Consider the following 25,699-nt stretch of genomic DNA (forward strand, 5'->3'; position numbering starts at 1 on the left):
TGGGCGGTGGTGCGCGGATCCTCGCCGCACACGCTGTTGACCATGGCTTTGAGCCGGGCCGCGGCGATCGCGGCGTCGAGGGAGTTGATCCGGCCCCACACGCTGGTGGTGCCCGCGGCCTGATCGCGGCCGCCGATGCGGACATCGCGGCCGCGGTGGGCGGTGGCCGCGCGCCGGACGGCGTCGGGGTCGAGGGTGTGGATCCACACGGTGATCGCGGTGTCGAGTTTGTCACCCGACAGCGTCCCCCAGGTGCTGGCCGCGGTGGCGAACTGTTCGTCGAGTTGGGCCCACACCTGTTCGTCGACGACCAGGGCGCACAGCCATACGATGCGCGCGACCACGCGCTCGCTGACGTGGCCGGCCAGGAAGCGGGCGTTGAGGCGGGGCAGGTGATCGCGCAGGATGACCGCGGTGTCCATCAGCGCCACGGCGCGGCCGTGGGAGACGGTCAGTGCGCACCCGATCTGGGCGGCGGCCTCATCGACGGGGTCACAGGCCCACCGGGTGCGTACCGGATCAGCGTCGGCGGTGGTCTCGGCGCGGCGGCGCCGTTCGGCCACCGCGGCCAACAGTCGGGCCTGAGCTGCGGCCGCGGCGCCCGCCCAGCCGGTGATCGCCTCGATCAACTCGCCATCGGAGACCTCGGCCAGAGCGGCCGGACCAGGAAGCGAACCATCGAACATGTGTTCTACATTAATCAGCGCCGGGGACACTCAGCCGTCCCGGGACACCATCCCGCTCAGGTTGGGGATGAAAACGCAATTGGGGATAACCCCAAGCAGGGTTCAACTCGCGACTCGGGACAACCCCAAGGCGGAGCGGGGTTCGGAATGGGGACAACCCCAAGCGGGGTTCGGGAATGGGAACTACCCCAAGCGGGGTTCGTGAACGGGGATGCCTTAGCCCCCTCCCAGGAGCAGAACGCCACAGACTCCGAGGGAGAAACGCACAGAGCACGACGCCGTACGAACCACCAACTACATCAACGCCGGTGACGCCGACAGCCGCGGGCCCGGCGCAAGATCGGTGGTGCGCGGCCCCCAAGCGCAGGCTCCCGCGCAGACAGTCAAGAAGTGGGCCGAACGAGCCTCACGACCAAGGCTCCTCCCAGAGCGTCAACTTCCCAGTTCGCCGCTGATTCCGCGTTCCAATGCGACCCGCGCCCGTTCCGGCAGCACGATCAATCCGTCGAGTTCCCGACGAGCCAGTTGGTAGGCACGCTCGCGTTCCTGCGCGGTCGCCGCGCCATCGGAAGCGACTCGCAGCAGCCGCTGAGCACGGGACAACCGCTCCTGCTCGTCGTCACCGAAGTCGCTGCGGCGGCGGCGAATTGCTTCGGCTTCGGCAATGTCGAATGCCGTCACATACTCCTGCACTGCGTCGCGGTACTCGCGGGCGGAGTCCCGGTCAGAGACGAGGTCGACCGGCTCGGCAGGCCTGAGGAAGTCCGCCCGTAGCTTGGCGCGGTGAAACCTCTCCGTCAGCGGGTCTCGCATGTCGGTCATCACCGGATAGTCGAGCAACTTCGCCACGTCCAGCTCGTAGTCCAACCATCTCGTGTCGGTCCGGTCATGCTCTTCGATGGTGCGCTCGACGGCCCGCCGCTGCGCCGCATCGGAGTCTGCCGATAGCTGTGAGTCCGCTGGAGACGCTTGCACCTGGTCCCGCGAGCGCGCCGAGGCGATGGCCCTGAAGGTCGCATAACCCACGCCAACCAGCGGCAGCGCAATCACCAAGAGCTCGATCAACCGGATCAGCAATCCCATCTGGCCAGGATGCCACCCGAGAAAGTTAGGGGGTTTTGATTGTGCGCTATCGGGTTATTGCTCTGTCATGCGACACAAGACATTTAACCTCGGATCCCTGTTCTTCGTGGGCGCCGCGGCGGCCGCGATCACCACTGCTCCGTTGGCGGGAGCCAATCCTCCGCCGCCGGCGCCACCGCCACCGCCGCCGCCGGCGTGCGTGAACCCCGACGGCGGACCGTGTGTGGCCGGCCCGGGCGGCGCCGAGGGCGCCATTCCGGGCGGTCCCGGGGGCGAAGCCGGTCCTGGCGGAGCCTCGGGCGCCATTCCCGGCGGTCCGGCCGGCGCGGCGGGGCCGGAGGGTGCGACCGGCAGCCTGAGTCCCGTGGGGCCGAGCGGAACCGCGGGCCCGGGCGGGGCCAGCGGCTGCATCCCCGGTGTGGGTTGCGCGACCATCCCTGCTCCCTGAGTCGACGAGAACGGACTAGCCGGGCCTGAACACGATCAGGCCCGGCTGATCCGCGTTCCGGCGACAGCGGGCGAACCACCCGAGCGCGTTGACGGGTTCGATCACCCGGCTGGCTGAGGGTGCGAAGGCTTACCGATCCCTTTCGCCCAGCGCGATGAGACTTCGCGCGGTGTCGACGATCGTCTGCTCCACCGGGCGCGGCCGCCAGCCCAGGACGCGGGTCGCTTTTCCGGTCGCCGGCTCGCGTCGCTTGCCCGCGTCGGCCGTCCACGCGGCGAGGGACGGGACCTTGGTCCCGACGCTCTTCAGCAGCCACGTCGGGATGGAATGCCTCGGTACCCGCGCAGCAGACGGGCCCAGCTGGTCGCGCAAGGTTCGCGCCATATGCCGAATATTCACGAACCCCGCGCTGGCGATGAAGCGCTGTCCAGCCGCACGTTCGTGCGTCATCGCCACGATATGCAGTGTCGCAACATCTCTGACGTCGACGATGCCGAATCCCACGTCGGGCAGCCACCGCGGTTGCCCGGCCAGAAGGCCGGCCACGATGGCTACCGACGCGGCGTAGTCACGGCCCAGGACCGGACCGAAGATGCCGCTGGGGTTCAGCACCACCAGCTCCAATCCGACGCCGTCACCGGTGACATAGTCCCACGCGGCGCGCTCGGCAAGCGTCTTCGACTTGATGTATGCCCCGATCGGGGCATACACGTTCGTCTACACGTCCTCGCCGAACGGTCCGGAACCGTTGTGCCCGTACCCGATCGCAGCGAATGACGACGTCAGCACGACGCGCTTCACCCCCGCCGCGCGCGCGGCCCGCAACACCCGCAACGTGCCCTCCCGCGCCGGCACGATCACGTCGTCCTCGGTGCGCGGTGTGCCGGCCGGAAACGGTGACGCGACGTGCAGGACATGTTCGACGCCGGAGGCTGCCGCAGCCCACCCGTCCTCGTTCATCAAATCGGCGCGGAGGACCTGCAACCCGTGCGGGTCCACCCCGGCCTGAGCGACCATGGCCCGCACCTCGACCTCCCGTTCGAGAGATCGCACCGTGGTGCGCACGGCGTGACCCCTGGCCAGGAGCTGGGCGATCGCGTGCGCGGCCAGATATCCCGAGCCGCCGGTGACCAGTACCTCGCCGTCACTCATCGACGAAACGACGGGTGGCGAGCACGGCGCCATCCCCGGTGACGAGGCTGTTCTGGTCCACCGGCACGCCGAAGTACGTCGCCGCCGGATCAACCACGACGGGTGTGCTCTCACCCCGACGGGCGAGCACCGCCCGAGCCAGCTCAGCGAACGACATCTTCTCCGGTCCACCGAGGTTGACCACGCCGTTGACGGGCGCCTGCTGCGCAACCCGGGCGACGTACTCGGCAACGTCGGCCGCTGCGATCGGCTGGATCCGGGCCTCGGGCACGCGCACTTCACCGTCGACGGTCATCCCGGTGACGATCATGTCGGCGAACTCGTGGAACTGGGTGGCCCGCACGATGGTGAACGGCAGCCCCGACTGCTTGACCGTGTTCTCCTGTGCCACCTTGGCGTTCATGTAGCCGCTGACCGGGAGACCGTCGGCGCCGACGATCGACAACGCGACGTAATGGCCGACGCCGCCGGCCTTCGCGGCCGCCACCAGGTTGGCCGACGAGGCGGTGAAGAACGTCATCGCCGGCTCGTCGTCGACCGAGGGAGAGTTGGTGAGGTCGACCAGCACCTCGTTGCCGGTGACCGCATCGGCCACACCCGCACCGGTCACGACGTCGACCCCCGACGACCGGGACACCCCGGTGACCTCGTGGCCGGCCGCGCGCAACAACTCGACCACCCGGGATCCGATCTGTCCGGTGGCCCCAATGACTGCGAGTTTCATTGTCCAAAAACCTTTCTCAGTGTGTGGATGGCGAGCTCGATCGCAGCCGTGGCGGCCGCGGTGGAGCGGACGGGGTTGAGCATCATGAAGTCGTGGATGATGCCGTTGACGCGGACGCTGGTGGTACGCACGCCCGCCGCCGTCAGCCTGCGCGCATAGGCCTCGCCCTCGTCGCGCAGGACGTCGTTCTCGTCGACGATGACCAGCGCAGGCGGTAACCCGGCGAGTTCGTCGAGTGCGGCCCGCAGCGGTGACGCGGTGATCTCCGAGCGGGTAGCCACCTCGGGCAGATAACAGTCCCAGAACCAGGCCATCGCCTTGGCGGTGAGAAACGGTCCGTTCGCGAATTCGGTGTAGCTGCCGGTGTTCTGCGCAGCATCGGTGACCGGATAGTAGAGCGACTGATGGCAGAAGCTCACGTCACCACGCTGCTTGGCCAGCAACGTGAGCGCTGCAACCATGTTGCCTCCCACCGAGTCTCCGGCGACGGCCAGACGTGCGGTGTCGAACCCTTCGTGCTCGCCCTGCGCCGTGATCCACCGCGCCACGGCGTAGGCCTGCTCGATCGCGACGGGATACTGCGCTTCGGGTGAGCGGTCGTACTCGACGAACACCACCGCGGCCTGCGCCCCCACCGCCAGTTCCCGCACCAGCCGGTCGTGGGTGGCCGCGCTCCCCAGCACCCACCCCCCGCCGTGCACGTACAGGACGGTCGGTGACGGTCCCGGTTCGCTCTTCGGGGTCACCACCCGGACTGCGACGTCGCCGTGATCGCATGGCACCACGACCCAGCGCTCGTCGACGTCGGGCATGTCCACCGGTCCGGCCTGGACGTCGTCGAGAACCTGTCGGGCCCCAGCCGGGCCCAGTTCGTAGAGGAAGGGTGGGTGGGAGGTGGCGTCGGCGAACGCCTGCGCCTCGGGTTCGAGCACGTGATCGGGCATGGTCTCAGCCTGGCGTGTGCCGGGCCACCGACGCACCCTGGAGAATCCGTAGTCTCAGGGTTACCGGCGGTCCCGTAGTTGCCGGCGGGAGGTGATCCCCAACTTGGTGAACACCTTGCGCAGGTGCCACTCCACGGTGTGTGCGCTGATGAACATCTGCGCGGCGATCTCCCCGTTGGTCAATCCGGCCGCTGCCAGTTCGGCGATCTGCTCTTCCTGGGCGGTCAGTTCGTCACCGGAACTCGCGGGTCGCTTCCTGTGCTTTTCACCGGTGGCGAGCAGTTCCCGGCGCGCGCGGTCCGCGAAGGCGGCGGCGCCGAAGTCGGTGAACATCGCGAACGCCTGGCGCAGCTGATGCCGCGCGTCGGTGCGCCGGTTCTCCCGCCGCAGCCATTCGCCGTAGAGCAGGTGGGTGCGGGCCAGGTGCACCGCGACGCGCGTGCGCTGCAATCGGGCCAACGCCTCGTCGAAGTGGTCCTGCGCGTGCCGCCGGTGCTGAGCAGGGCGCGTGAGCGGGCCCCGACACCCAGCGCCCAGTCCGTGCCTGCCGCCGCGGTGCGCTCTTCCAGCTCCTCGAGTGCCGACTTCGCCACTGCGGTCTCGTCGGCCCGGGCGGCGGACTCGACCAGCTCGACCAGGTTCCAGGCGTGGATCCCGAGATCCTCGTGTCGGCAGGCGTTCTGCAGGGCTTGCAGCGCAACTTGATAGCGGCCCATCCCGTTGTGCAGCACCGCCGTGGCGTATGCCGTCAGGGCGATCACCCGGCCTTCCCCTCGGGCAGCCGCGTCCCGCTGTGCGCCCCCGATCAGCCGCATCGCGACCTGCTCGTCGCCCGTCCATGCAGCCAGCGCGAGTTCGTGATACCGGATCGGCGTATGCCCCGTGGCCGCGGTGATGCGGTCGCATTCCGCGAACAGAGCGCGGGCGGAGTCGAATTCGCCCTCGAGGAGATGGATACCGGCACGCGACACCAGAGCGGTGGGGAGCACGGTCAGCGCGCCCGTGTCTTCGGCGAGCCGGACCGCGGCCGCGGAAATGCTTCGCGCGCTGTCGAGATCCCACACCTCGTTGGTGAGCACTTCGTGCGCGATCGGGAACGCCAACCACAACTGGCCCGGTCCGGCGGCCTTCGCCGCGGTGAACGCCGCCGTCGCCCGGTCGACGGCCCTGCGCATCGCCGGCATCGCCACCGCCGGCCCCGCGCTGATCCGCTGCGCCAACGCCCCGGCGAGAACCGCGGCGACGCCGGTGGGCGCACCGACCGTCGCGGTGCGTGTCACCGCAGCGGCGGCCGCGGCGGTCCGATTCCCCGATCGGCCCGCGTACATGGCGGTCGTCAGAGCCTCCAGATGGGCTTCGTAGGCACTCTCGGTGGCGGTCGCGGCGAAGAACCGCGCGGCTTCGGAGAACCGGTCGACGGTGTCATCCAGCGACTCCGCCACGGATCCACCGCGGATCCCGCGAAGCGTCAACCGGGCACGCAACTGGGCGATCCGCCCCCGCCCCTCATCGTCGACCGGCGCCAACGCCGCGGTCGTGAGCATTTCCCGGGCCGACTCGAAGGACGCGACGTCGTGTAACGCCTCGGCTGCCGTCAGCGCGCGGGTGCTGCGGGTGGCGGGATCCGCGGTCAGTTCCACCGACCGCGTCAGAAAGGCGGCGGCGGCCGCCGTCCCCCCTCGCCGTCGAACACGGACGGCCGATCGCTCCAGTTCGGCGGCGACGTCGGCGTCGGTGCCCTCGACGGCGTAGGCGCGATGCCACGCGAGCCGATCCGGATCCACCGTGCCGTCGATGGCCGCGGCCAGTGCGGCGTGCACCTGCCTGCGTTCCGAGACCGACCCGGCGCGGTACGCGGCGGTCCGCATCAGTGGATGCCGGAACCTGGCCCGCACCCCCATCTCGATCAGCCCCGCCGCCTCGGCGGGGACGACCGTCTGCGGTGACATGCCGAGACGGCGTGCCGCGGAGATCAACAGGGCGGTGTCGCCCACCGGTTCGGCCGCGGCGAGCAGCAGGAACAGGCGGGTCGGCGGCGGGAGCGCCTCGATCTGTCTCGCGTAGTGACGTTCGAGTTCGCCCACGGCCTGCACGTCGGGACGGTGGTAGCCACCGGCCAGTTTCGCCGCGTGCACCCCTTTCGGCAGTTCGAGCAGCGCCAGCGGATTTCCCCGCGCTTCTGAGACGATCCGGTCGCGGATCGCGTCGTCCAGCCGGCCCGCATAGGCCGAGGACAACAGCGTGCGGGCGTCGTCGCCGGACAATCCGGTGAGCACGAGCTCGCCGGCCTGCGTGAGGCCGTCGACGGGCTGTCGGGCGGCGAACACGATGCCCACGGGGACTTCACCGAGTCGCCGTGCGACGAAGGACAGGGTTTGCGCGGACACGGCGTCGAGCCACTGCACATCGTCGACGAGGCACAGTACGGGTCGTTCCGTGGCGGCCGACGTCAACATCCCGGCGACGGCCAGGCCGACCAGGAACCGTTCCGGTGGCGGGCCCGCGTCGAGCGCCAGGGCGGTCTCGAGAGCGTGGCGTTGATGCTGGGGCAGCGTGGCGCGGGCGGAGAGGATCGGCGCGCACAGTTGCTGCAACCCGGCGTAGGGCAACTCCATGTCCGACTCGACCCCGACGGCCCCGAGTACCAGGAAGCCGGCAGCCGAAGCGCCCGCCCACTCCAGCAGCGCGCTCTTGCCGATGCCGGGTTCCCCGCGCAGGACCAGCGAGCGACTGTGTCCGGATCGGACCTCGGCGAGCAGCTCACGCAGGTGCCCGAGCTCGGTATCCCGACCGACGATGCGGTGTGCCGGTCGCTCGATTCCCACCGAACGAGGCTACCGATGGTGCGGATCCGGTGGCGGGCTAACCTGTGCGGGACGCACGAGGAGGTGGCCAGGATGGGCGCGGAGACGTCGGCGGGCCGGCGCTTGCTGATCGAGAACGTCCGGATCTTCGACGGTGTCTCCGAGCACCTCTACGACGGCCATGTCCTGATCGAGGGCCGCACCATCGCCGCTGTCGAGTCGTCGCCGATCAGCACCGGCGACGGCGATGTGGTCATCGACGGAGCCGGGCGCACGCTGATGCCGGGGATGACCGACGCCCATGTCCATCTGGTCGGCATGGCCAACACCGTGATCGATCTCGTCATGGGTTCGCAGACGCAGCTGGCGGCGGCGACGCTGGCGAAAGCCAAGGACACTTTGTTGCGCGGCTTCACCACGGTGCGGGACATGGCCGGCGACACCGCAGGTATCCGCAAGGTCATCGACGCCCAGCCCGAGCTGGGTCCGCGCATCTACCCCAGCCAGGCCGCGATCTCCCAGACCGGCGGGCACGGCGATTTCAGCTTCGTCTACGAGCGCCCGACGGCGCTGGGGGGCAACGAGTCCCGCGCCGAACAAATCGGTTTCATGCGGGTCGCCGACGGTCCGGAACGCGTGCTGGCCGCGGTGCGGGAACAACTCAAGCTCGGTGCCACCCAGATCAAACTGATGGTCGGTGGCGGGGCGGCATCGCTGTACGACCCGCTCTACACCGTGCAGTTCACCGCCGCCGAACTGCGGGCCGCGGTCCAGGCCGCCGAGGACTACGGCACCTACGTCGCCACCCACGTCTACAACGTCACCGGGATCCGTCGGGCGGTCGAGGCGGGGGTGAAGTCGATCGAGCACGGCCACCTCGCCGACGAGGCGACGGTCGCCATGCTCGCCGAGCGGGGCGTGTGGCTGTCCACGCAGCCGTTCGCCGAACACGATCACGGCTTCCTCAACCCGGACAGCGCCGCGAAGAACAAGGAGATCTGCGCAGGCACCGATCAGTTGTACCGATGGGCGACCAAACATGGCGTCAAGGTGGCCTGGGGCACGGATCTGCTGTTCGAGCCCGACCGGGATGCGCTGCAGAGCGAGATGATGACGCGACTGGGCGAGTACATGACCAACGCCCAGGCGCTGAAGATGGTCACCTCGGGTAACGCCGAGTTGTTCCGGCTCGCCGGCGAGCGCGACCCGTACCGGGCCGCCCGACTGGGCGAGATCCGTTGCGGCGCATGGGCCGACGTGTTGCTCGTCAACGGCGACCCGCTGGCCGATCTCGGTCTTCTCGGGCAGCCCGAGGACAATCTGTGCCTCATCGTCAAAGACGGTGTGATCGTCAAGAACAACCTGGTGCGCGCCACATGACGGCCCGGGTGCCGACGACGCTGCTCGACGGGCGCGTCATCATCATCACCGGCGCGGCCCGCGGGGTGGGCAAGGGCATCGCCGCCGCGGTCACCGAGCGCGGCGCCACCGCGCTGTTGGTCGACCGTGACGAGCGGTTACTCGCCGAGACCACCGCAGAGTTGACGACCGCGGGCCGCCGCGTCGCACCCCTGGCGGTCGACCTTCGCGACCCGGGCAGCGCCCAACGCATCGTCGGCGCAGCGGTCGAGCACTGGGGCGCGGTGCACGGACTGGTCAACAATGCGATCGCGACCAACGAACCCAAGCGGTTCATGGAGATCACCCGCGCCGACTACGACCTGGTGTTCGATGTCGGGCCCCGGGCCACGTTCGAGTTGATGCAGGCAGTGCACCCGGTTCTGCTCGCCGGCGGTGGCGGAAGCATCGTCAATCTCGGTTCCGGCTCCGGGACGATGGGCAAGCCGAAGTTCGGCGCCTATGCCGGCGCCAAGGAGGCCATCCGCGGCATCTCCAAGGTCGCTGCGCTGGAATGGGGCCGCGACAACATTCGGGTCAACGTGGTGTGTCCGTTCGCCGAGTCCGACGGGATCCGCGCCTGGCGGGAGATGGCGCCGGACGCCTATGAACGCAGTCTGCGCGGGGTGCCGATGGGTCGGCTCGGTGACGTCTCCACCGACATCGGTCCCGCGGTGGCGTTTCTGCTCAGCGACGAAGCGTCGTTCGTCACCGCGCAAACCATCCTGATCGACGGCGGCACAGCAGGTTTCCGCTGAAGCCCTGAAAGGAGCGGTGTGCAACCGATACCCGTCATCGCACTCACCGGGTATCTGGGCGCCGGGAAGACCACCCTGCTCAACCACGTGTTGCGCAGTCCCGACGCCCGGATCGGCGTGGTGATCAACGACTTCGGTGAACTCAACGTCGATGCCGGACTGGTCACCGGTCAGGTCGACGAGCCGGCATCGATCGCCGGCGGATGCATCTGCTGCCTGCCCGACGACGGCGGGCTCGACGTGGCGCTGGCCCGCCTCGCCGACCCGAAGTTGCGGCTCGACGCGATCATCGTGGAGGCCAGCGGCCTGGCCGACCCGCTGGCGATCGCCCGCATGCTCCGGTTCAGCGGCGTGGACGGCGTACGCCCGGGCGGCGTCGTCGACGTCCTGGACGCGGTGACACACTTTCAGACCGTGGACCGCGATCCCACCCCGCCGGCCCGCTACGCCGCGGCGACCCTGGTGGTGGTCAACAAGCTCGATCAGATCGCCGAGAACGACCGCGACACCGTGTTGCAGCGAGTGGAAAGCCGGGTGCACGAACTGAACCCGCACGCGCAGGTCGTCGGCGCGGTCGCCGGGCGTATCGACCCCGCGCTGCTCTACGACGTGTCGGCGGCCGAGGAGGAATCGGGTCAGCTCACGTTGCGCGAGTTGTTCTTCGACGAGGCGCACGCCCACGACCCCGACCACGTGCACGCCGACGCGGTGACCGAGATCGGCGACGGCTGCGTCGATCCCGGCGCGGTGATCGATCTGCTGGAGGATCCGCCGCCGGGTGTCTACCGGTTGAAGGGCACGGTGGCGATCCGGTACCGGTCCACCACCCGTGCCTATGCCGTCAACGTGGTCGGACCGTCGATCCACCTCGCGGCCGCGCCCCCGCGCGCCAGGGCCAATTCGCTGGTCGCCATCGGGATGCATCTGGACGTCGACGCGGTGGCGAAAAGACTGCGCGACGCCCTGCTGCCGGTCGACGGGGCACCGCCGGCCGAGGGGATCCGCCGGCTGCAGCGCTATCGCCGCCTCAGCATCTGAAGGCGCGATACTGGACGGATGGCAGATCGCAACGTTCTCGGCCAACCGCTGCACGAATGTGGCACCGATCCGCTGACCGGTTTCTACCGTGACGGCTGCTGCAGCACCGGTGAGCAGGACCTCGGCCTACACACCATCTGCGGGGTGATGACCGCCGACTTCCTGGCCCACCAGCGCGGAATCGGCAACGACCTGTCCACCCCCATGCCCGCCTACCGGTTCCCGGGCCTGGTGCCCGGCGACCGCTGGTGTGTGACCGCGTTGAACTGGCTGCGCGCCCATCAGGACGGGCGGGCCTGCCCCGTGGTCCTGGCCTCGACGCACGAACGGACGCTCGACGCCGTCCCGCTCGACGTCCTGAAGCGCTACGCCGTGGACGTCCCCGACGATCCGGCCGGGCTGTGAGGTGTTTACCTGAACCTCCCGGCAAATTATGATCTTGGTGCTCCTTCGCCAGGGATCGAGGAACTCCGATGGCCACATCGACTCACCGCGCCGCGCTGTTGACCTGCGGGTCGGCACTGTTGCTCACCGCATGTAGCTTTTCGTTCTCCAGTGGCGGGCTGGACCACGAGAAGCTGCAGAACGCGATCACCGACGAGCTGAACACCAGCTACGAGACGATCTCCCAACAGGTTTCGTCGGTCGACTGCCCTGAAGACCAGAATCCCGGGCCCGGCGAGAAGATCCTCTGCACCGCGCAGGTGGGTGATCAGTCGGTGCGGGTCGAGTCGACGGTCACCGACGAGGACTACAACGTCAACTTCGAAACTCTCGACACGCTCTACGATCTGCCCAGCGTCGGAACGACGCTGTCGGACGAGCTGACCAATCAGCTCGGCTTCCCGGTGACCGTGACGTGCGGGGAGGGCCTGAAGGCGGTGGAGATCGGGCAGACGTTCGACTGCACGGCCGCCGACGAGGACGGCGACGAGCGCACCGTCCGGCTCACGGCGGCGCCGATCGGTGAGAACGACCAGTGGGAGCTTCTCGAGTAGTCCTCGGGCGGTGAGGCAGCCGACCCAGCGGCCGTCGGAGAACCTGGTTAGGTTTTGGATATGGCTTCGGTATTGACGGTGAACACGGCGGTCGCGCCCGCCGCGCAGACCCCACTCGGATCGGGAATCGACAAGCGGCCGAGCGCGGAGCCATTGGCGGTCCGTGCACCCGGTCCGCGGCGCGGCGGGCTGGGCAGCGGCGTCGTCGGGGACTCGATCGGCAACCCGAAGTTCCACGGCGGCGACGATCAGGCGGTGTACGCCTACGCGCGCGAAGACCTCGACGCGTGGCAGACCAAACTCGACCGTGAACTCACCAACGGCGTGTTCGGCGAGAACCTGACCACGACAGGCGTCGCCGTCACCGACAGCCTCATCGGCGAGCGCTGGGCCGTCGGCGACGACGGCCTGGTGCTGGAAGTCACCTCGCCCCGGACCCCCTGCAAGACGTTCACCTCGTGGCTCGGCATTCCCGGCTGGATCAAGACCTTCACCGCCGCCGGGGTACCCGGGGCCTACCTGCGCGTCATCACCCCCGGACGCGTGCGATCCGGTGACCGCATCGAGATCGTCGACCGCCCCGACCACACCGTGACGGTGGGGATGGTGTTCCGGGCGCTGATGCTCGAGCCCGATCTGATGCCGTCCCTGGCGGTGGCCGACGCACTGCCCACCCGCATCAAGAGCAAGATCGCGCGGAGGGCGGACCACCCGATGTGAGCTCGCTCCCACATCGTTGTTGATGCCGCGGTTGCGGTTTGACACCACGGGCGCGGCGGGAAGGCATTACGCGCGGCGGCATCGTCGGCGCCGATCATCTCGATGAAACCTCTTTCAACTCAGGAGTCATCGCTTCATGCCTGAATCGACCGGGATCGAATCCGCGACCAACGTGGCCAGCACCGCGGCCTGGGTGGCCGGGGCGGTCGTCGCCGCCTACTTCCTCGGCGTGGCGCTGTCGTGGTTACTGCACCGGTTGGGGCGCCGCAGCCAGGTCCTGCACGACGTCGCCGACCTGACCCGGCGCCCGGCCCGCGCGACGCTGATGATCATCGCCGCGACCGCCGCGGTCCAGCGCACCGCTTCCGCCGACGCCGCCTGGCGAGGGTGGGTCGACCACCTGCTGCTCCTGGCGCTGATCGCGTCCGTCACCTGGCTGGTGGCCAGTTTCGTCAAGGTCGTGGAACGCCAGATGCTGACCCGGTTCGCCGCCGGCGGGGACTCCGGGTTGGGCGATGCCGACCGGCACCGGCGCAAGATCATGACCCAGGTCACCACCCTGCGCCGACTGGCTGTTGCGGTCATCATCGTGCTGGGCGGGGCGGCGGCCCTGATGACGTTCCCGTCGTTCAGCGACATCGGCAAGACGCTGCTCGCCTCCGCCGGTGTACTGTCCGTCGTCGCCGGCCTGGCCGCGCAGACCTCGCTCGGGTCGGTGTTCGCCGGCATCCAGATCGCGTTCTCGGGGGCCATCCGGGTGGGCGACGTCGTTGTCCTGGAGGACGAGTGGGGCCGGATCGAAGAGATCACGCTGACCTATGTCGTGGTCAGGGTGTGGGATGAGCGTCGACTCGTGCTGCCGTGCACCTACTTCACCAGCAAGCCGTTCCAGAACTGGACGCGCAACGCGACGGAGCTGATGGGCACCGCCGAGCTCGACGTGGACTTCACGGTGGCGTTCGACGGCATGCGCGCCGAGTTGGATCGCATCCTGCAGGCGAACCCGAAGTGGGACGGACGCGTGGGTGTACTGCAGGTGACCGACGCCGTCGACGGCGTCGTGCGGGTGCGCATGCTGGTCAGCGCGTCGAATGCGGGGGCGCTGTTCGATCTGCGATGCGATGTGCGGGAGGGCATGGTGCAGTGGCTGCAACGGACCAGCCCGGGCGCGCTGCCTCGCCGCCGGCTCGAGTACCAGCCCGACACCGGTGACCGTCGGGTCCAGCAGAACGGCGCCTACCGGGGTCAGCGCCAGGCCGATTCCGGATTGTTCAGCGGCAGCGCGGAGGCCGAGCGGCGCAGCCGCGAATTCGACGACGAACGCCAGCACGACACCCGGCGCAACGGCGAGCTGGCCCAGGTGCGTTACGACGGATAAGACCTCTCAGGTCGGCAGCCCGTAATCCATCGGCGGGCCGCCGGGTCCCACGGCATCCTGCTCGGCGACGGCGGTAGCGACGGGCACGCCGTTGCGGACGACGCCCACGACCACGACGGTCTCGCTCGGTTCGAAGCCACCGGTGATCCGGTTCGTATCGGGGGTGAGCCGGAACGTGGTGGTGTGTCCCTCGGGAGTGACGGTGGTCAGGGCATCGTCGGAAACGGCCACCACTTGGCCGGTGTGCTGGATCTCGATCGGGGCTTCGGCCGCAGCCGTGCGAGCCTGCGGAGCCGAATCGCTCGGCGCGGAATCAGCCGACCCCAAGGTCCACCCGGTCACGGCCGCCACACCGAGGGCCGACATCAGCGCCGCACGGCCGGCATAGAAATGCCGGACGCGGCGGTGCCGGCCGCTGCGGGGTGTCTGCGTCATGTCGGGCCAAGTACCCGCGGGGGCGGGAGCGAAAACCCTGCACCGCGTCACCGCCAGGCGAAAACCGGCTGTTCGAGCTGGTCGACGCGGTCGCTGCGCCCCTCCAGGCACAGCCATCTCAGCTGCAACAGCACCGCTCCGGTGGGTGCATGAATCAGGTCGTTACCCAACGGAATCTGCACCACCGGGCGCGGACTCTCAGGAATCGCGACGAACCGCGGGGAGTCCTCTCGCAGCAACTGGTGCAATCCCACGCGGTAGACCGCCACGACCTCGTCGGGCGCCGGCTGAGGGTCGAGCCGTCCACCACCCCAGATCACGACCGGGGTGATCACGTATCCGGACCGCGTCGGATAGTCGTCGAGCAGTCCGAGCACCGCGGAGTCGGCCAGTTCCACACCGACCTCCTCGTGCAGTTCCCGCAGCGCCGCTTCGACGACCGTCTCGCCGGGATCCAGCCGTCCGCCGGGCAACGCCCATTGGGCCGCATGCGACGACAACCGTGAGGCCCGGCGGCAGAGGAAGAACGCCGCGCCGCCACTGACGTCGACCATGCGGCCATCCAGCCCGGCCTCCGGCATCGGCCGGCCGGCGATCCAGTCATCGACGGGTGCGGGATCCACCCGGTCCTCGCCGAGCACCGAGTCCACCAGCACCACCGCGACCGCAGCGTGCCGTTTGGTGGGGTCGTCGACGATACGGCGGTCATGGCCGGCCAACCGGTCCCGGATCACGTCGCGCAGCGCGCCGTCGTAAGTGAGGGTCACCGCTCGAGACTAGGAGGCGCCGGCGACAACCTCGCCACGACTACAACCTCGACACAACTACAACCGCGACACGACGTATGCGGCCGCCTCGTTGACCGAGCCGTTCAGCCCGTACAGCGCATGCGCCAGGTTGGGCCCGCCGCCCGGGGCGCCGGAACAAATCGTGTCACCCGAAGCGCACAGCGCCAGGGTCTTGTCGGCGTAACGCGGCCCGATCGTCACCGCCGGTGCGCCGAACTGGCGCAGGAATTCCTCGGAGGGCAGCGCGAAGAGCACCACCGCCGCCACGTGGTCGGCGACCTCCGGCGGCATCGGTGCGGGCACCGACTCGACCGGGATGCCGTCGGGCACCTGGGCCGACGTCACGAACCCGGCGACCACGGCGCCCTGGGAGTAACCGCCCAGGACGATCCGCGTGTCCGGGCAGGTGGCGGCGACGGCCTGGACGTGGTCGGCCGCGTCACGGATGCCGTCGACGACGGTGCTCGCGAAGGCCGTGCGGTCGCTGAAGTTGTCGGCGGCCGGGTAGTTCACCGCGTAGACGCCGACGGTGCGGCCCGCCGCCTGGGCGCGAACGGCATCGACGAAGGCCTGGCCGACGCCGCCGACGCCGGGTGCCTCGCCGGTGCCCCGGGCGAACACCACGTCCACATCGGGGCAGGGCTGTGCACTGGCCGACGGGGCGACCCCGCCCATCACCGCTGCGGACACACCGAACACCGCGGCGGCTGCGGCGCGGGCCAATCGTCGAATTTTCATGCCGATGCTGTACCCCCGCGCCTGAGCGGGTAACCGCACACACAGGGCCTCCGGTGAGGTCCCAGCGAATGAAAGGACGTACAGAAATGCCGAACGAACTGCAGGGCCGCAAGATCGCCTTCCTCGCCACCGACGGTGTCGAGAAGGTCGAACTCGAGCAGCCGCGTGCCGCAGTGCAGGACGCCGGCGGACACGTCGAGCTGCTGTCGGTGCAGACCGGTGAGATCGCAGCCCGCAATCACGACCTGGAGCCGGCAGGAACCTTCGTCGTGGACCGCGCAGTCGCCGACGCGCGGGTGGAGGACTACGACGGCCTGGTGCTGCCGGGTGGCACGGTCAACGCCGACAAGCTGCGGCTGGAGCGGGCAGCGGTCGACTTCGTCGGCGCGTTCATGCGCTCCGGCAAACCCGTCGCGGCGATCTGCCACGGCCCGTGGGCGCTCGTGGAAGCCGATGTCGTGCGCGACCGCACCCTGACCTCGTACCCGAGCCTGTGGACCGATCTGCGCAACGCCGGCGCCACGGTGGTCGATCAGCAGGTGTGCATCGACGGCGATCTCATCACCAGCCGGTCCCCCAAGGACCTGCCGGCGTTCTGCCAGGCGATCACCGATCAGTTCGCCAATACCCCGGCGCACACCTGAGGGGGCCGGCGTTGAGTCACGTCGACATCGACGATGTGTTGTGGGACGAGTTCCACCGTGTGGTCAACATGACCTCGCGGGAGCTCTCCGAGTGGCTACGGGTCCGTTCGGCGGACGAGCACTCCGAGGCGTTCCCCGACCACGCCGGCAGCGAGACCGGCCGTCACGTGTTGGCCATTCTGCAGAAGCGCAGAGGCGACCTGACCGCCGACGACGAACGAGTGATGCAATGTGGTCGACCGCATCCGCGCCCAGCGGCGCGAGGATCTGGAGCCGACTGCCGGGCAGGACCACTGGCGGCACCGGCTGATGACGCTCGGCCACGATCCGCTCAAGCCCGCCAGCTAGAGAGGGGCACGCGATGGAACGGGGAAACTCCAAACACGGTCAGCGCGAAGACGACGCGTTGAAATCCGAGATGCGCGGCATGTTGCAGGGCAACCGGCCCTCGCGCGTCGAAGAGTGGCGCCAGGCCGAACCACCGGCCGACGACGATCCGGACGTGCCGACGGGGCGTCCACCCGAGGCCTGACGGGTCTCACGGGGACGATGGGCAGCACGCAATTGCCGGTGCTGCCCATCGTTGTCAGGTATTCGCGTTCTGTGAGCGCCGGGAGCGCAGAGCCAGCCCGGCAGCGGTGAGCAGCGACAGCACCCCGACCACGGTCACCGTGATCGTCCAGGCCCGACGATCGGAGATCTCCTCGTCGCACAACTGTGCGTAGTCCACGTCCCCCACCCATTCGCTGTCGTACGGCAGTTCCTGGGGTGAGGTCTGGGTGTCGGCAGGCGCTTGCTGACGTGCGCTCTGGAGATCAGGCGCGACCGCCGTCCCACACGGCACCGGGGTGAGCCCAGGTGAGATGTTCACCGGGCTGAGCAGTCCGACGACACCGACCAGCAGGGCCACGACTCCGATCGCCAGAGCGGTTAGACGCGCAATCATGGTGTTGCCCTACCCCGATGCGTACGGGTGTACACCCCCCGGAGTCATTTGTTCAGGCCGCGCAGGAAGCGTTGGACGCTGCGGGTCAACGAGCGCGGGACGTGATCGGGGTCCATGACGTCGTTCTCGGCCAGCAGGCTGGCCTCGTCCGCCACCGTGCCCGGGGTGAACCGCCGCAACGTCCGCCCCGTGCCGCGCAACGCCTCCACCGCCTCCAGGAACGTCATCCCGGCTTCCCGCAGCCGCTCGAAATCCTCCGGGGAGGCACCGAGATGCTCGCAGATCAGCCGTTGCCGCGTCGCGATGACGAACCGCGACACCTCGTGGTCGGCGTCGTTCGGTCGACCCTCGACGGCCACGTCGCATTCGCTGTCGAAGCCCATGGACCGGTTGTTCAGGTTGGACGACCCGATCCGCAACAGCCGGTCATCGACCACCAGGACTTTCGAATGGACGTAGATCGGCTTCTCCCCGTCGGTCACCGGCCAGAACACACCGAGGCGGCCGTGCTCGTCGGCGGCCCACAGCAGGCCGAGCATCCGGTATCGAGCGCCGTCCATCGACTCCTGCTCCAGTCGGCTCTCCGAGGCGCGCGGGAGAACGACGACGACCTCCGGGCCGGCGGGGTCGCGCAGCCGGGCGGCCAGTGCCTCGACGACGGCCCGCGACGCCAGGTACTGGTTCTCCAGGTAGATGACCTCGCGAGCGGCGGCGATCGCGGCAAGGTTCAGCGTCTCGACCTCACGGATCTCGCGTTGCTCGGCGTGCAGCGGCATGGTGCGCGCGATCCCGACGTCGACTCCACGCAGCGCAGGCTCCAGCGTGTCCGGCCACGTGTCGCGGCCGGGCCCGACCGGGTCCAGCGCCCGGCCCACCGCGGTGCGCCACCGTTCGCGGGCCAGTTCGCCGAGCGCCCGCGCCGCGGCTCCGTCGACCGCGACGGCGACCTCGTGGCGCGGCGCGTAGTCGCGGCCCAGCACCCGCCGCAGCCGGTGGTCGTGCCGGTGCTCGCTGGTGTCCCATCGTTCTGCGGTGAAGTCGATGCCACCGCAGAACGCGACCGCGTCGTCGACGACCAGGATCTTCTGGTGGTGCACCGACCCGGTGGGGTGCGCGCCGTCCACCGCGAAGTGCAGCCGCCGGCTGCTGAGCCGGTTGACCACGGCGACCGGCGTGATGCCGTACCAGAGGTCGTCGAACGCCGGCAGCAGCCGCAGATTGGACTTCAGGAGATGGATCGTCAGGTCGGGCTGCTGCCAGAGCATCCACTGCAGGAAGGCGCCCAGCCGGTTGGGGCCGGGCACTGTCGAGCCGCCGCGCTCCAAAGCGATCCGGGTGTCGAAGTCCCAGCCGACCAGCAGGATGCGGTGGCGGGCCCGCAGCATCGCCGCCTTGGCATGACGGAAGTAGTCGGCGCCGTCGACGAGGCAGGCGAATCGGTCGGCCGGTTCCACGCGCCAGCAGGTGCGACCGGGCTCCAGCAGGCTCGCGGCTGACACAGCGGTGTGTCTACCACAGTCGCCGATCCTGCGACTTCGTCGGAACAACATCTATTTGCTATGCATAGTGGGTGACGTCATCGCGCCCCCTCACCACCACGCTGCCGGCTTCGGCCCGGCCGCGGGGTGCGCTGGGCCTGATGGTCGACCCGGTGTTCGGCGCCCTGTTCTGGGGCAAGATCTTCTCGGTCGTCGCGGTGTGGACCCACGGCATCGTCGCCGCGATCGTGATGTACGACGTGACCGGGTCGGCGCTGATGGTGGGTCTGGTGGGCGTCGCCCAGTTCGCGCCGCAGCTGGTGCTGAGCCCGACCAGCGGCAAGTGGGCCGACACCGGCAATCCGGCGCGCCAGATCCTCCTCGGCCGGGTGCTGTGCGTCGCCGGCTCGGGCGTGGTCGCCGGTTGGCTGTTCATGCAGCCGGGACTGCAGGGGATGTCGGCCGCGGTGCCGGTGCTGTTGGGCACCCTGCTGGTGGGATTCGGGTTCGTCGTCGGCGGCCCGGCGATGCAGTCGATCGTGCCCAGCCTCATCCGCGACGGCGAGCTGTCGACGGCGATGGCACTGAACAGCTTTCCGATGACGATCGGGCGCATCATCGGCCCGGCGGCGGGCGCCTATCTGGCCGCCCACTTCGGACCGGCGGCGGCCTTCGCGGTCAGCGCCCTGCTGCACCTGGTGTTCACCGTGCTGCTCCTGATGGTGCGTTTTCCCGCCCGCCCGGAGCGGCGCCTCGGCGCCGACTACCGGGTGCGTACCGCCGTGCGGTACGTCCTCGGCGACCGCCCCCTGCTGCTGGCGTTGATCGCTGTCGCCATTGTCGGGGTGGCCTCCGATTCGTCGATAACCCTCACCCCGTCGTTGGCCGATGAGCTCGGCGGCGGCGCCCCGCTGGTGGGCACGCTGTCGGCGCTGTTCGGGGTCGGCGCGGCGGTCGGGATGGCGACGCTGGCGTTGATGCGGGGCCGGATGCCTGCGGCCCGGGTGTCTGTCGTCGGGCTCGTCGGCCTGGGCGGCGGCTGCGCGACGCTGGCCGCGGCGACGACGCCGGCGGTGGCGATGACCGGCTTCGTGGTGGCGGGTCTGGGCTTCGGTTGGGCGATGACCGGCCTGTCGACGGTGGTGCAGGAGCGCGCGCCGGAGGAGCTGCGCGGCCGCATCATGGCATTGTGGCTGGTGGCGTTCCTCGGTTCGCGACCGATCGCGGCGGCGGTGCTCGGCGGCGCCGCCGACCTCCTCGGTGTGCTGGCGGCGTTCGCGATCGCCGCGTCGCTGTGCGCGGTGGCCGCGGTGGTGTGCCGCCCCGCGAACCTGACCGGACCGCTGCCCGTGCGCTGAAAGGGGTCCCGGGAGACGGATGAACGACATGCCGGCGTCACGGCCGCCCCGCGAGGTCGCCCTGGATCTCTACCGGTTCGGCGCGGTGGTGATCGTCGTCATCGGCCACTGGTTGCTGTCGGTGATGACCTACCGCGACGGTGAGTTCGGCCGCGACAACCCGCTGGTCCTGATGCCCTGGACGCAGTGGCTCACCTGGTTCTTCCAGGTGGTCCCGGTGTTCTTCGCGGTGGCCGGCTACGCGTCGGCGGTGTCGTGGGCGCGCAGGGACGCAGACGAGCACCCCGGGGTGTCCCGCCAGGACCGCATCCGTGCGCGGGTGGCGCGCACCCTCGGACCGACCGCGGTGTACTCGGTGTTCGTACTGCTGGTGATGAGCGCGCTGATCGTGGTCGGGCTCAGCGGGCAGGTCCGCGACGTGGCCGGCTGGGCGGTCGCCATGCACCTGTGGTTCCTGGCCGTCTACCTGATGGTGGTGCTGTTGACCCCGCTGTCGCTGGCGGCGCATCGTCGCTGGGGCCTGGCGGTGCCCGCGGTGCTGGGTGCCGCGGTCGTCGTCGTCGACGTCGTCGGCATCAGCACCGGTCACACCGGGATCCGGGTGCTGAACTACCTGTTCTGCTGGGCGGCGATCTACCAGCTGGGCATCGCATGGCACGGCGGTCTGCTGCGCCGCCGCCTGCTGCTGACGATGGCGGTCGTCGGCGCCGCGGCGCTGCCCGCGCTGGTGACCTGGGGACCGTATCCGGTGGCGATGATCGGGGTGCCGGGCGTGCGGGTGGAGAACAGCGCTCCCCCGTCGGCGGCGTTGCTCGCGCTGGCCGTGGTCCAGATCGGGGTGTTGTTCGCGATCGTGCCTGCGGTGAACCGCGTGCTGGCGCGCGGCCTGTGGCCGCGCGTGCTCAAGGTGGGCAACGCCAACGTCATGGCTCTGTACCTGTGGCACATGCTGCCGGTCATCATCGTCACTCCGATCGCCTACCCGTTCGGGCTGCTCCCGCAGCCGCCGCTGGGTTCGGGCGCGTGGTGGCTGGCCCGCCTGCAGTGGGAACTGGTGCTGATGGTGGTCACCGTCGTGTTGCTGAGCCTGTTGTCCTGGCAGCGCCGCCTGTTCGCCGCACCGCTGCCGACGTTCGGTCTGCCGGTGCCCGCCGCGGTGACCGAGGCTCTGCTCTACCTCGGCTCCGCGGCATGCGCGCTGGCGCTGGCACTGATCGCGGCCACCGGCTTTGCGCCCGACGGGCGTTTCCCGGTGCTGCCCGTGGCGCTGTTCGCCGCCGGCGCCGCCATGGTCGCGGTACGCCCGCGCATTCGGACGGCGACGGGCTGAACCGATAGCGTCACCGGTATGTCGCTGCGTGCTTTTCCTCCCGCCGCCGAACGGCACCTGATCCGCTACAGCGGACGCGGCGCGTTCAGCCCGGTCGTCATCGAGCGCGCGGCGGGCACGTGCCTGTACACCGAGGACGGCAGAGAATTGCTCGACTTCACCTCGGGCCAGATGAGCGCCATCCTCGGCCATTCCCATCCGGAGATCACGGCCACCGTGGCCCGGCAGGTGGCCCGGCTCGATCACCTCTACAGCGGCTTTCTGAGCCGCCCGGTCGTCGATCTCGCCGAGAGGCTCACCGCCACGCTGCCCGCCGAACTGGACAAGGTGCTGGTGCTGACCACCGGTGCCGAGGCCAACGAGGCGGCGCTGCGGATGGCCAAGCTGGTGACCGGCAAACACGAGATCGTGTCGTTCGCCAGGTCCTGGCACGGCATGACTCAGGCCGCCGCCAACGCCACCTACAGCGCCGGGCGACGCGGTTATGGCCCGGCAGCACCCGGGAACTTCGCGTTGCCGGTGCCGCAGCGCTTCCGACCCGACATCGTCGACGCCCACGGAGACCTCGACTGGCGCCGCCAGCTCGACCTGGGTTTCGACCTCATCGACGCCCAGTCGGTGGGCAGCCTTGCCGCGTGCATCGTCGAACCGATCCTCAGCTCCGGCGGCATCATCGATCTGCCGCCGGGTTATCTGCCCGCGCTCGCCGAGAAGTGCCGGGAACGCGACATGCTGCTGATCCTCGACGAGGCCCAGACCGGGCTGTGCCGCACCGGGGACTGGTATGCCTTCGAACACGACGGCGTGGTGCCCGACATCCTGACGCTGTCGAAGACTCTGGGCGCGGGCATGCCCGTGGCGGCGGTCATCACCTCCGCCGAGATCGAGGCGGCCGCCCACGAACGGGAATTTCTGTTCTTCACCACGCATGTCAACGATCCGCTGCCGGCCGCGGTCGGCGTGACGGTGCTCGACGTCCTGCGCCGCGACGGCCTGGACCAGCGAGCCGGCGAGCTCGGCGCACGCTTGCGGCGAGGGCTCGAGGGGCTCGCCGGCCGCCACGATGCGGTGGCCGACGTGCGCGGGCGGGGTCTGCTGCTGGGGATGGAGCTGGCCGACGATCCGGCGTCCGGCGGCGCAGATCGGCTCGGCGCGGCGGTCACCGCACGGTGCATGGAGCTGGGACTGCACATGAACATCGTGCAGCTGCCCGGCATGGGCGGGATCTTCCGGATCGCTCCCCCGCTGACGGCCAGCGACACCGAGATCGACCGTGGGCTGGCCATTCTGGACGAGGCATTGACCACTGTCGGTGAGCAGGTGGCCTGATCAGCAGCCCCCTGCCCCCGGCCCCCGCCGGCGCCGATCCCGACGAGCTGTTCGAGTCGTTCTCGCTGTGGGCGCAGAGCAACGGCACAACCCTGTACCCGGCGCAGGAAGAAGCGCTGATCGAACTCGTCAGCGGGGCCAACGTCATCCTGGCCACGCCCACGGGGTCGGGGAAGTCGTTGGTGGCCACCGGCGCCCAGTACGCCGCGCTCGCAGCCGGGCGCCGCAGCTTCTACACCGCGCCCATCAAGGCCCTGGTGAGCGAGAAGTTCTTCGCATTGTGCGCGGTGTTCGGCGCCGACAAGGTCGGCATGCTCACCGGTGACGCGGCGGTCAACGCGGACGCGCCGATCATCGCGTGCACGGCCGAGGTCCTGGCCAACATCGCCCTGCGCGAGGGCGCGGACGCCCCGATCGGCCTGGTGGTCATGGACGAGTTCCATTTCTACGGCGACCCCGACCGCGGATGGGCGTGGCAGGTTCCGCTGCTGGAACTGCCGCGCGCGCAGTTCCTGTTGATGTCGGCCACGCTCGGTGACGTCACGTTCCTGCGCGAGGATCTCAGTCGCCGGACGGGCCGCCAGACGGCGTGGGTCGCGAACGCGCAACGTCCTGTGCCGCTGTTCTATTCGTATGCCACCACCCCGATGCACGAGACCATCGAAGAGCTCGTGGAGACCAAGCAGACTCCGATCTACGTCGTGCACTTCACCCAGGCCTCGGCGCTGGAACGCGCGCAGGCGCTGATGAGCATCAACGTGTGCACCAAGGAAGAGAAGGCGGCGATCGCCGAGCACATCGGCGCGTTCCGCTTCTCGACGGCGTTCGGCACGACGCTCTCGCGCCTCGTGCGCCACGGCATCGGGGTTCACCACGCCGGCATGCTGCCCAAGTACCGCCGGTTGGTCGAGCAACTGGCGCAGGCCGGCCTGCTCAAGGTGATCTGCGGCACCGACACTCTCGGGGTCGGCATCAACGTCCCGATCCGCACCGTGGTGTTCTCGGCGCTGTCCAAGTACGACGGCACCCGGACCCGGCTGCTCAACGCCCGCGAGTTCCACCAGATCGCCGGCCGGGCAGGTCGCGCCGGTTTCGACACCGCGGGCACCGTCGTCGTGCAGGCCCCTGAACACGAGGTGGCCAACCTCAAACAGTTCGCCAAGGTCGCCGACGACCCGAAGAAGCGGCGGAAGTTGGTGCGCCGCAAAGCGCCCGAGGGCATGGTGCCGTGGGGTGAGGCCACGCTGAACCGGTTGGTCGACGCCGCTCCGGAAGCGTTGACCAGCAACATGCGCGTATCGACGGCGATGATCCTCGACGTCGTGGATCGACCCGGTGACCCCTTCGAGGCGATGCGGCGGCTGCTCACCGACAACCACGAACCCCGCAAGCGCCAGCTGAAGCTGATCCGCGAGGCCGTCGGAATCGCCCGCTCGCTGTTGCAGGCCGGGGTCGTCGAGCGACTCGACGCACCCGAACCCGACGGCCGGCGCTACCGGCTGACCGTCGACCTGCCGCGTGACTTCGCGCTCAACCAGCCGCTGTCGACGTTCGCGCTGGCGGCGATCGACCTGCTCGACACCGAATCCGACAGTTACGCACTGGATGTGGTGTCGGTCATCGAGGCGACGCTGGAGGATCCGCGCCAGGTGCTCGCCGCCCAGCTGAACAAGGCGCGCGGCGAGGCGGTGGCCGCGATGAAGGCCGACGGGATCGAGTACGACGAGCGCATCGAACTGCTCGACGACATCACCTATCCCAAGCCGCTCGAGGACCTGCTCGACCACGCCTACGAGGTGTACGTGCAGAGCAATCCCTGGGCTGCCGACGGTCGGCTCTCCCCGAAGTCGTTGGTGCGGGAGATGTGGGAGCGGGCGATGACGTTTCGTGAGTTCGTCAGCGTGTACGGGTTGACCCGGTCCGAGGGGGCGGTGCTGCGCTACCTGTCGGATGCCTTCAAGGCGCTGCGCTCGGGGGTTCCCGCCGCGGCGCGCACCGACGAGCTCACCGACATCGTCGAATGGCTCGGCGAGCTGGTGCGCCAGGTGGATTCGAGTCTGCTCGATGAGTGGGAGCAGCTCACCAGCCCCGATCAACCCGCCGGCGTCACCCCGGAGGTTCGCGCCGCGCCGCCACGCCCGCTCACCGCCAACGAACGCGCGTTCACCGCGATGGTGCGCAACGCGCTGTTCCGCCGCGTGCAGCTGTTCGCCCGGGAACGCTGGGACGAGTTGGGCGAGCTGGATTCCGCGGCCGGCTGGACGGCACAGCGGTGGGCGGAGGCGGGTGAGGCGTACTTCACCGAGCACGAGTCGGTGGGCACCGGCGCCGACGCGCGCGGGCCCGCCCTGCTGGTCTTCGACCGCCGCCCAGACATCTGGCGGGTGCGGCAGATTCTCGACGACCCCGCCGGTGATCACGACTGGGGCTTCGATGCCGAGGTCGACCTCGGTGCCTCCGACGAATCCGGTTCGCTCGTTCTGCGGCTGGTGGACGCCGGCCGCATGGACTGAACGGAAGTC

General features: G+C 69.5%; 27 protein-coding genes and 1 pseudogene. 15 read left to right on the plus strand and 13 right to left on the minus strand.

Annotation, left to right across the window (positions count from 1 at the left end):
• Positions 1–686, minus strand: a 686-nt coding sequence (locus tag J3476_RS08695) for a DUF222 domain-containing protein (RefSeq protein WP_207066091.1), incomplete at its 3' end; no start/stop codon positions are given.
• Between the two features lie 432 nt (positions 687–1,118).
• Positions 1,119–1,769: a hypothetical protein gene (locus tag J3476_RS08700; protein ID WP_207066092.1), complete on the minus strand. Its 651-nt coding sequence runs from the start codon at positions 1,767–1,769 to the stop codon at positions 1,119–1,121.
• Positions 1,770–1,836: 67 nt separating this feature from the next.
• On the opposite strand from J3476_RS08700, the gene J3476_RS08705 reads away from it, so the two are divergent.
• Entirely contained in the window at positions 1,837–2,217 is a 381-nt protein-coding gene (locus tag J3476_RS08705) for a hypothetical protein (protein ID WP_152519247.1), read from the plus strand.
• A 129-nt stretch (positions 2,218–2,346) separates the two neighbouring features.
• Here the strand turns inward: J3476_RS08705 and J3476_RS08710 are convergent, their stop codons facing one another.
• From J3476_RS08710 to J3476_RS08730, 6 genes are read right to left on the minus strand one after another with little or no spacing between them, the layout of a single operon-like run.
• Complete coding sequence (locus J3476_RS08710) at positions 2,347–2,928, minus strand: hypothetical protein (RefSeq protein WP_207066093.1); 582 nt, start codon at positions 2,926–2,928, stop codon at positions 2,347–2,349.
• Between the two features lie 6 nt (positions 2,929–2,934).
• Positions 2,935–3,369 (minus strand): NAD-dependent epimerase/dehydratase family protein, encoded by a 435-nt coding sequence (locus J3476_RS08715; protein ID WP_207066094.1) that lies wholly within the window; start codon positions 3,367–3,369, stop codon positions 2,935–2,937.
• A complete protein-coding gene (locus tag J3476_RS08720; protein WP_207066095.1) occupies positions 3,362–4,093 on the minus strand; it encodes an SDR family oxidoreductase in 732 nt (243 codons plus the stop codon). Before J3476_RS08720 ends, J3476_RS08715 begins: the two co-directional genes overlap by 8 nt.
• Entirely contained in the window at positions 4,090–5,037 is a 948-nt protein-coding gene (locus J3476_RS08725) for an alpha/beta hydrolase (protein ID WP_207066096.1), read from the minus strand. Before J3476_RS08725 ends, J3476_RS08720 begins: the two co-directional genes overlap by 4 nt.
• A 60-nt stretch (positions 5,038–5,097) precedes the next feature.
• A complete protein-coding gene (locus J3476_RS28140; RefSeq protein WP_307726946.1) occupies positions 5,098–5,220 on the minus strand; it encodes a helix-turn-helix transcriptional regulator in 123 nt (40 codons plus the stop codon).
• 41 nt (positions 5,221–5,261) lie between these two features.
• The gene (locus J3476_RS08730; protein ID WP_307726945.1) at positions 5,262–7,862 is read right to left on the minus strand and encodes an AAA family ATPase; all 2,601 of its coding nucleotides are present in this window, start codon (positions 7,860–7,862) and stop codon (positions 5,262–5,264) included.
• 72 nt (positions 7,863–7,934) lie between these two features.
• On the opposite strand from J3476_RS08730, the gene J3476_RS08735 reads away from it, so the two are divergent.
• From J3476_RS08735 to J3476_RS08765, 7 genes are all read left to right on the plus strand, one after another.
• Complete coding sequence (locus J3476_RS08735) at positions 7,935–9,221, plus strand: amidohydrolase family protein (protein WP_207066233.1); 1,287 nt, start codon at positions 7,935–7,937, stop codon at positions 9,219–9,221.
• Positions 9,218–9,997 (plus strand): SDR family NAD(P)-dependent oxidoreductase, encoded by a 780-nt coding sequence (locus J3476_RS08740; protein ID WP_207066097.1) that lies wholly within the window; start codon positions 9,218–9,220, stop codon positions 9,995–9,997. The genes J3476_RS08735 and J3476_RS08740 overlap by 4 nt, the downstream gene beginning before the upstream one ends.
• Before the next feature lie 18 nt (positions 9,998–10,015).
• Entirely contained in the window at positions 10,016–11,035 is a 1,020-nt protein-coding gene (locus tag J3476_RS08745; protein WP_207066098.1) for a GTP-binding protein, read from the plus strand.
• Between the two features lie 18 nt (positions 11,036–11,053).
• Positions 11,054–11,440: a DUF2237 family protein gene (locus tag J3476_RS08750; protein ID WP_207066099.1), complete on the plus strand. Its 387-nt coding sequence runs from the start codon at positions 11,054–11,056 to the stop codon at positions 11,438–11,440.
• Positions 11,441–11,508: 68 nt separating this feature from the next.
• On the plus strand, positions 11,509–12,033 hold the full coding sequence (locus J3476_RS08755) for a DUF4333 domain-containing protein (RefSeq protein ID WP_207066100.1): 525 nt from the start codon (positions 11,509–11,511) through the stop codon (positions 12,031–12,033).
• Between the two features lie 60 nt (positions 12,034–12,093).
• A complete protein-coding gene (locus J3476_RS08760; protein WP_207066101.1) occupies positions 12,094–12,753 on the plus strand; it encodes an MOSC domain-containing protein in 660 nt (219 codons plus the stop codon).
• 136 nt (positions 12,754–12,889) lie between these two features.
• A complete protein-coding gene (locus J3476_RS08765) occupies positions 12,890–14,131 on the plus strand; it encodes a mechanosensitive ion channel family protein (RefSeq protein WP_207066102.1) in 1,242 nt (413 codons plus the stop codon).
• A 6-nt stretch (positions 14,132–14,137) separates the two neighbouring features.
• Here J3476_RS08765 and J3476_RS08770 read toward each other — a convergent pair whose 3' ends face one another.
• Genes J3476_RS08770 through J3476_RS08780 form a run of 3 tightly spaced genes read right to left on the minus strand, consistent with a single transcriptional unit; the run spans position 14,138 to position 16,092 of the window.
• The gene (locus J3476_RS08770; RefSeq protein WP_207066103.1) at positions 14,138–14,566 is read right to left on the minus strand and encodes a hypothetical protein; all 429 of its coding nucleotides are present in this window, start codon (positions 14,564–14,566) and stop codon (positions 14,138–14,140) included.
• 47 nt (positions 14,567–14,613) lie between these two features.
• The gene (locus J3476_RS08775) at positions 14,614–15,333 is read right to left on the minus strand and encodes a CoA pyrophosphatase (protein WP_207066104.1); all 720 of its coding nucleotides are present in this window, start codon (positions 15,331–15,333) and stop codon (positions 14,614–14,616) included.
• Between the two features lie 57 nt (positions 15,334–15,390).
• Positions 15,391–16,092, minus strand: a complete 702-nt coding sequence (locus J3476_RS08780; RefSeq protein WP_207066105.1) for a cutinase family protein — start codon at positions 16,090–16,092, stop codon at positions 15,391–15,393.
• An 86-nt stretch (positions 16,093–16,178) separates the two neighbouring features.
• Here J3476_RS08780 and J3476_RS08785 point away from each other — a divergent pair, with 86 nt between their 5' ends.
• The 3 genes and pseudogenes from J3476_RS08785 (at position 16,179) to J3476_RS08795 (ending at position 17,268) form a co-directional block, all read left to right on the plus strand.
• Complete coding sequence (locus J3476_RS08785; protein ID WP_207066106.1) at positions 16,179–16,736, plus strand: type 1 glutamine amidotransferase domain-containing protein; 558 nt, start codon at positions 16,179–16,181, stop codon at positions 16,734–16,736.
• Between the two features lie 68 nt (positions 16,737–16,804).
• Positions 16,805–16,906: pseudogene (locus J3476_RS27880) on the plus strand (DUF3140 domain-containing protein); the annotation flags it as partial.
• Positions 16,907–17,097: 191 nt separating this feature from the next.
• Positions 17,098–17,268: a hypothetical protein gene (locus J3476_RS08795; RefSeq protein WP_207066107.1), complete on the plus strand. Its 171-nt coding sequence runs from the start codon at positions 17,098–17,100 to the stop codon at positions 17,266–17,268.
• Positions 17,269–17,322: 54 nt separating this feature from the next.
• On the opposite strand, the gene J3476_RS08800 is transcribed toward J3476_RS08795, so the two are convergent.
• Both J3476_RS08800 and J3476_RS08805 read right to left on the minus strand, forming a co-directional pair.
• On the minus strand, positions 17,323–17,682 hold the full coding sequence (locus tag J3476_RS08800) for a hypothetical protein (RefSeq protein ID WP_286182783.1): 360 nt from the start codon (positions 17,680–17,682) through the stop codon (positions 17,323–17,325).
• Between the two features lie 44 nt (positions 17,683–17,726).
• On the minus strand, positions 17,727–19,181 hold the full coding sequence (locus J3476_RS08805) for a phospholipase D-like domain-containing protein (RefSeq protein ID WP_373889043.1): 1,455 nt from the start codon (positions 19,179–19,181) through the stop codon (positions 17,727–17,729).
• A 140-nt stretch (positions 19,182–19,321) separates the two neighbouring features.
• Between J3476_RS08805 and J3476_RS08810 the strand changes: the two genes are divergently transcribed.
• The 4 genes from J3476_RS08810 to J3476_RS08825 are packed head-to-tail and all read left to right on the plus strand — an operon-like array spanning position 19,322 to position 25,690.
• A complete protein-coding gene (locus J3476_RS08810) occupies positions 19,322–20,518 on the plus strand; it encodes an MFS transporter (RefSeq protein ID WP_207066235.1) in 1,197 nt (398 codons plus the stop codon).
• Positions 20,519–20,537: 19 nt separating this feature from the next.
• A complete protein-coding gene (locus J3476_RS08815) occupies positions 20,538–21,848 on the plus strand; it encodes an acyltransferase (protein WP_207066109.1) in 1,311 nt (436 codons plus the stop codon).
• Between the two features lie 18 nt (positions 21,849–21,866).
• Complete coding sequence (locus tag J3476_RS08820) at positions 21,867–23,177, plus strand: aspartate aminotransferase family protein (RefSeq protein WP_207066110.1); 1,311 nt, start codon at positions 21,867–21,869, stop codon at positions 23,175–23,177.
• Entirely contained in the window at positions 23,177–25,690 is a 2,514-nt protein-coding gene (locus J3476_RS08825; RefSeq protein WP_207066236.1) for a DEAD/DEAH box helicase, read from the plus strand. Before J3476_RS08820 ends, J3476_RS08825 begins: the two co-directional genes overlap by 1 nt.
• The last annotated feature ends 9 nt before the right edge of the window (positions 25,691–25,699 follow it).

Source organism: Mycobacterium sp. PO1 (genome assembly GCF_017312405.1).
Taxonomy (GTDB): Bacteria; Actinomycetota; Actinomycetes; order Mycobacteriales; family Mycobacteriaceae; genus Mycobacterium.

What these genes read in the sequence shown, in the direction of transcription:
- J3476_RS08700 (WP_207066092.1), bottom strand. Translation starts at nt 1,769, where the DNA reads ATGGGATTGCTGATCCGGTTGATCGAGCTCTTGGTGATTGCGCTGCCG.
- J3476_RS08705 (WP_152519247.1), top strand. Translation starts at nt 1,837, where the DNA reads ATGCGACACAAGACATTTAACCTCGGATCCCTGTTCTTCGTGGGCGCC.
- J3476_RS08715 (WP_207066094.1), bottom strand. Translation starts at nt 3,369, where the DNA reads ATGAGTGACGGCGAGGTACTGGTCACCGGCGGCTCGGGATATCTGGCC.
- J3476_RS08720 (WP_207066095.1), bottom strand. Translation starts at nt 4,093, where the DNA reads ATGAAACTCGCAGTCATTGGGGCCACCGGACAGATCGGATCCCGGGTG.
- J3476_RS08725 (WP_207066096.1), bottom strand. Translation starts at nt 5,037, where the DNA reads ATGCCCGATCACGTGCTCGAACCCGAGGCGCAGGCGTTCGCCGACGCC.
- J3476_RS08735 (WP_207066233.1), top strand. Translation starts at nt 7,935, where the DNA reads ATGGGCGCGGAGACGTCGGCGGGCCGGCGCTTGCTGATCGAGAACGTC.
- J3476_RS08740 (WP_207066097.1), top strand. Translation starts at nt 9,218, where the DNA reads ATGACGGCCCGGGTGCCGACGACGCTGCTCGACGGGCGCGTCATCATC.
- J3476_RS08750 (WP_207066099.1), top strand. Translation starts at nt 11,054, where the DNA reads ATGGCAGATCGCAACGTTCTCGGCCAACCGCTGCACGAATGTGGCACC.
- J3476_RS08755 (WP_207066100.1), top strand. Translation starts at nt 11,509, where the DNA reads ATGGCCACATCGACTCACCGCGCCGCGCTGTTGACCTGCGGGTCGGCA.
- J3476_RS08760 (WP_207066101.1), top strand. Translation starts at nt 12,094, where the DNA reads ATGGCTTCGGTATTGACGGTGAACACGGCGGTCGCGCCCGCCGCGCAG.
- J3476_RS08765 (WP_207066102.1), top strand. Translation starts at nt 12,890, where the DNA reads ATGCCTGAATCGACCGGGATCGAATCCGCGACCAACGTGGCCAGCACC.
- J3476_RS08770 (WP_207066103.1), bottom strand. Translation starts at nt 14,566, where the DNA reads ATGACGCAGACACCCCGCAGCGGCCGGCACCGCCGCGTCCGGCATTTC.
- J3476_RS08780 (WP_207066105.1), bottom strand. Translation starts at nt 16,092, where the DNA reads ATGAAAATTCGACGATTGGCCCGCGCCGCAGCCGCCGCGGTGTTCGGT.
- J3476_RS08785 (WP_207066106.1), top strand. Translation starts at nt 16,179, where the DNA reads ATGCCGAACGAACTGCAGGGCCGCAAGATCGCCTTCCTCGCCACCGAC.
- J3476_RS08795 (WP_207066107.1), top strand. Translation starts at nt 17,098, where the DNA reads ATGGAACGGGGAAACTCCAAACACGGTCAGCGCGAAGACGACGCGTTG.
- J3476_RS08800 (WP_286182783.1), bottom strand. Translation starts at nt 17,682, where the DNA reads ATGATTGCGCGTCTAACCGCTCTGGCGATCGGAGTCGTGGCCCTGCTG.
- J3476_RS08810 (WP_207066235.1), top strand. Translation starts at nt 19,322, where the DNA reads ATGGTCGACCCGGTGTTCGGCGCCCTGTTCTGGGGCAAGATCTTCTCG.
- J3476_RS08815 (WP_207066109.1), top strand. Translation starts at nt 20,538, where the DNA reads ATGAACGACATGCCGGCGTCACGGCCGCCCCGCGAGGTCGCCCTGGAT.
- J3476_RS08820 (WP_207066110.1), top strand. Translation starts at nt 21,867, where the DNA reads ATGTCGCTGCGTGCTTTTCCTCCCGCCGCCGAACGGCACCTGATCCGC.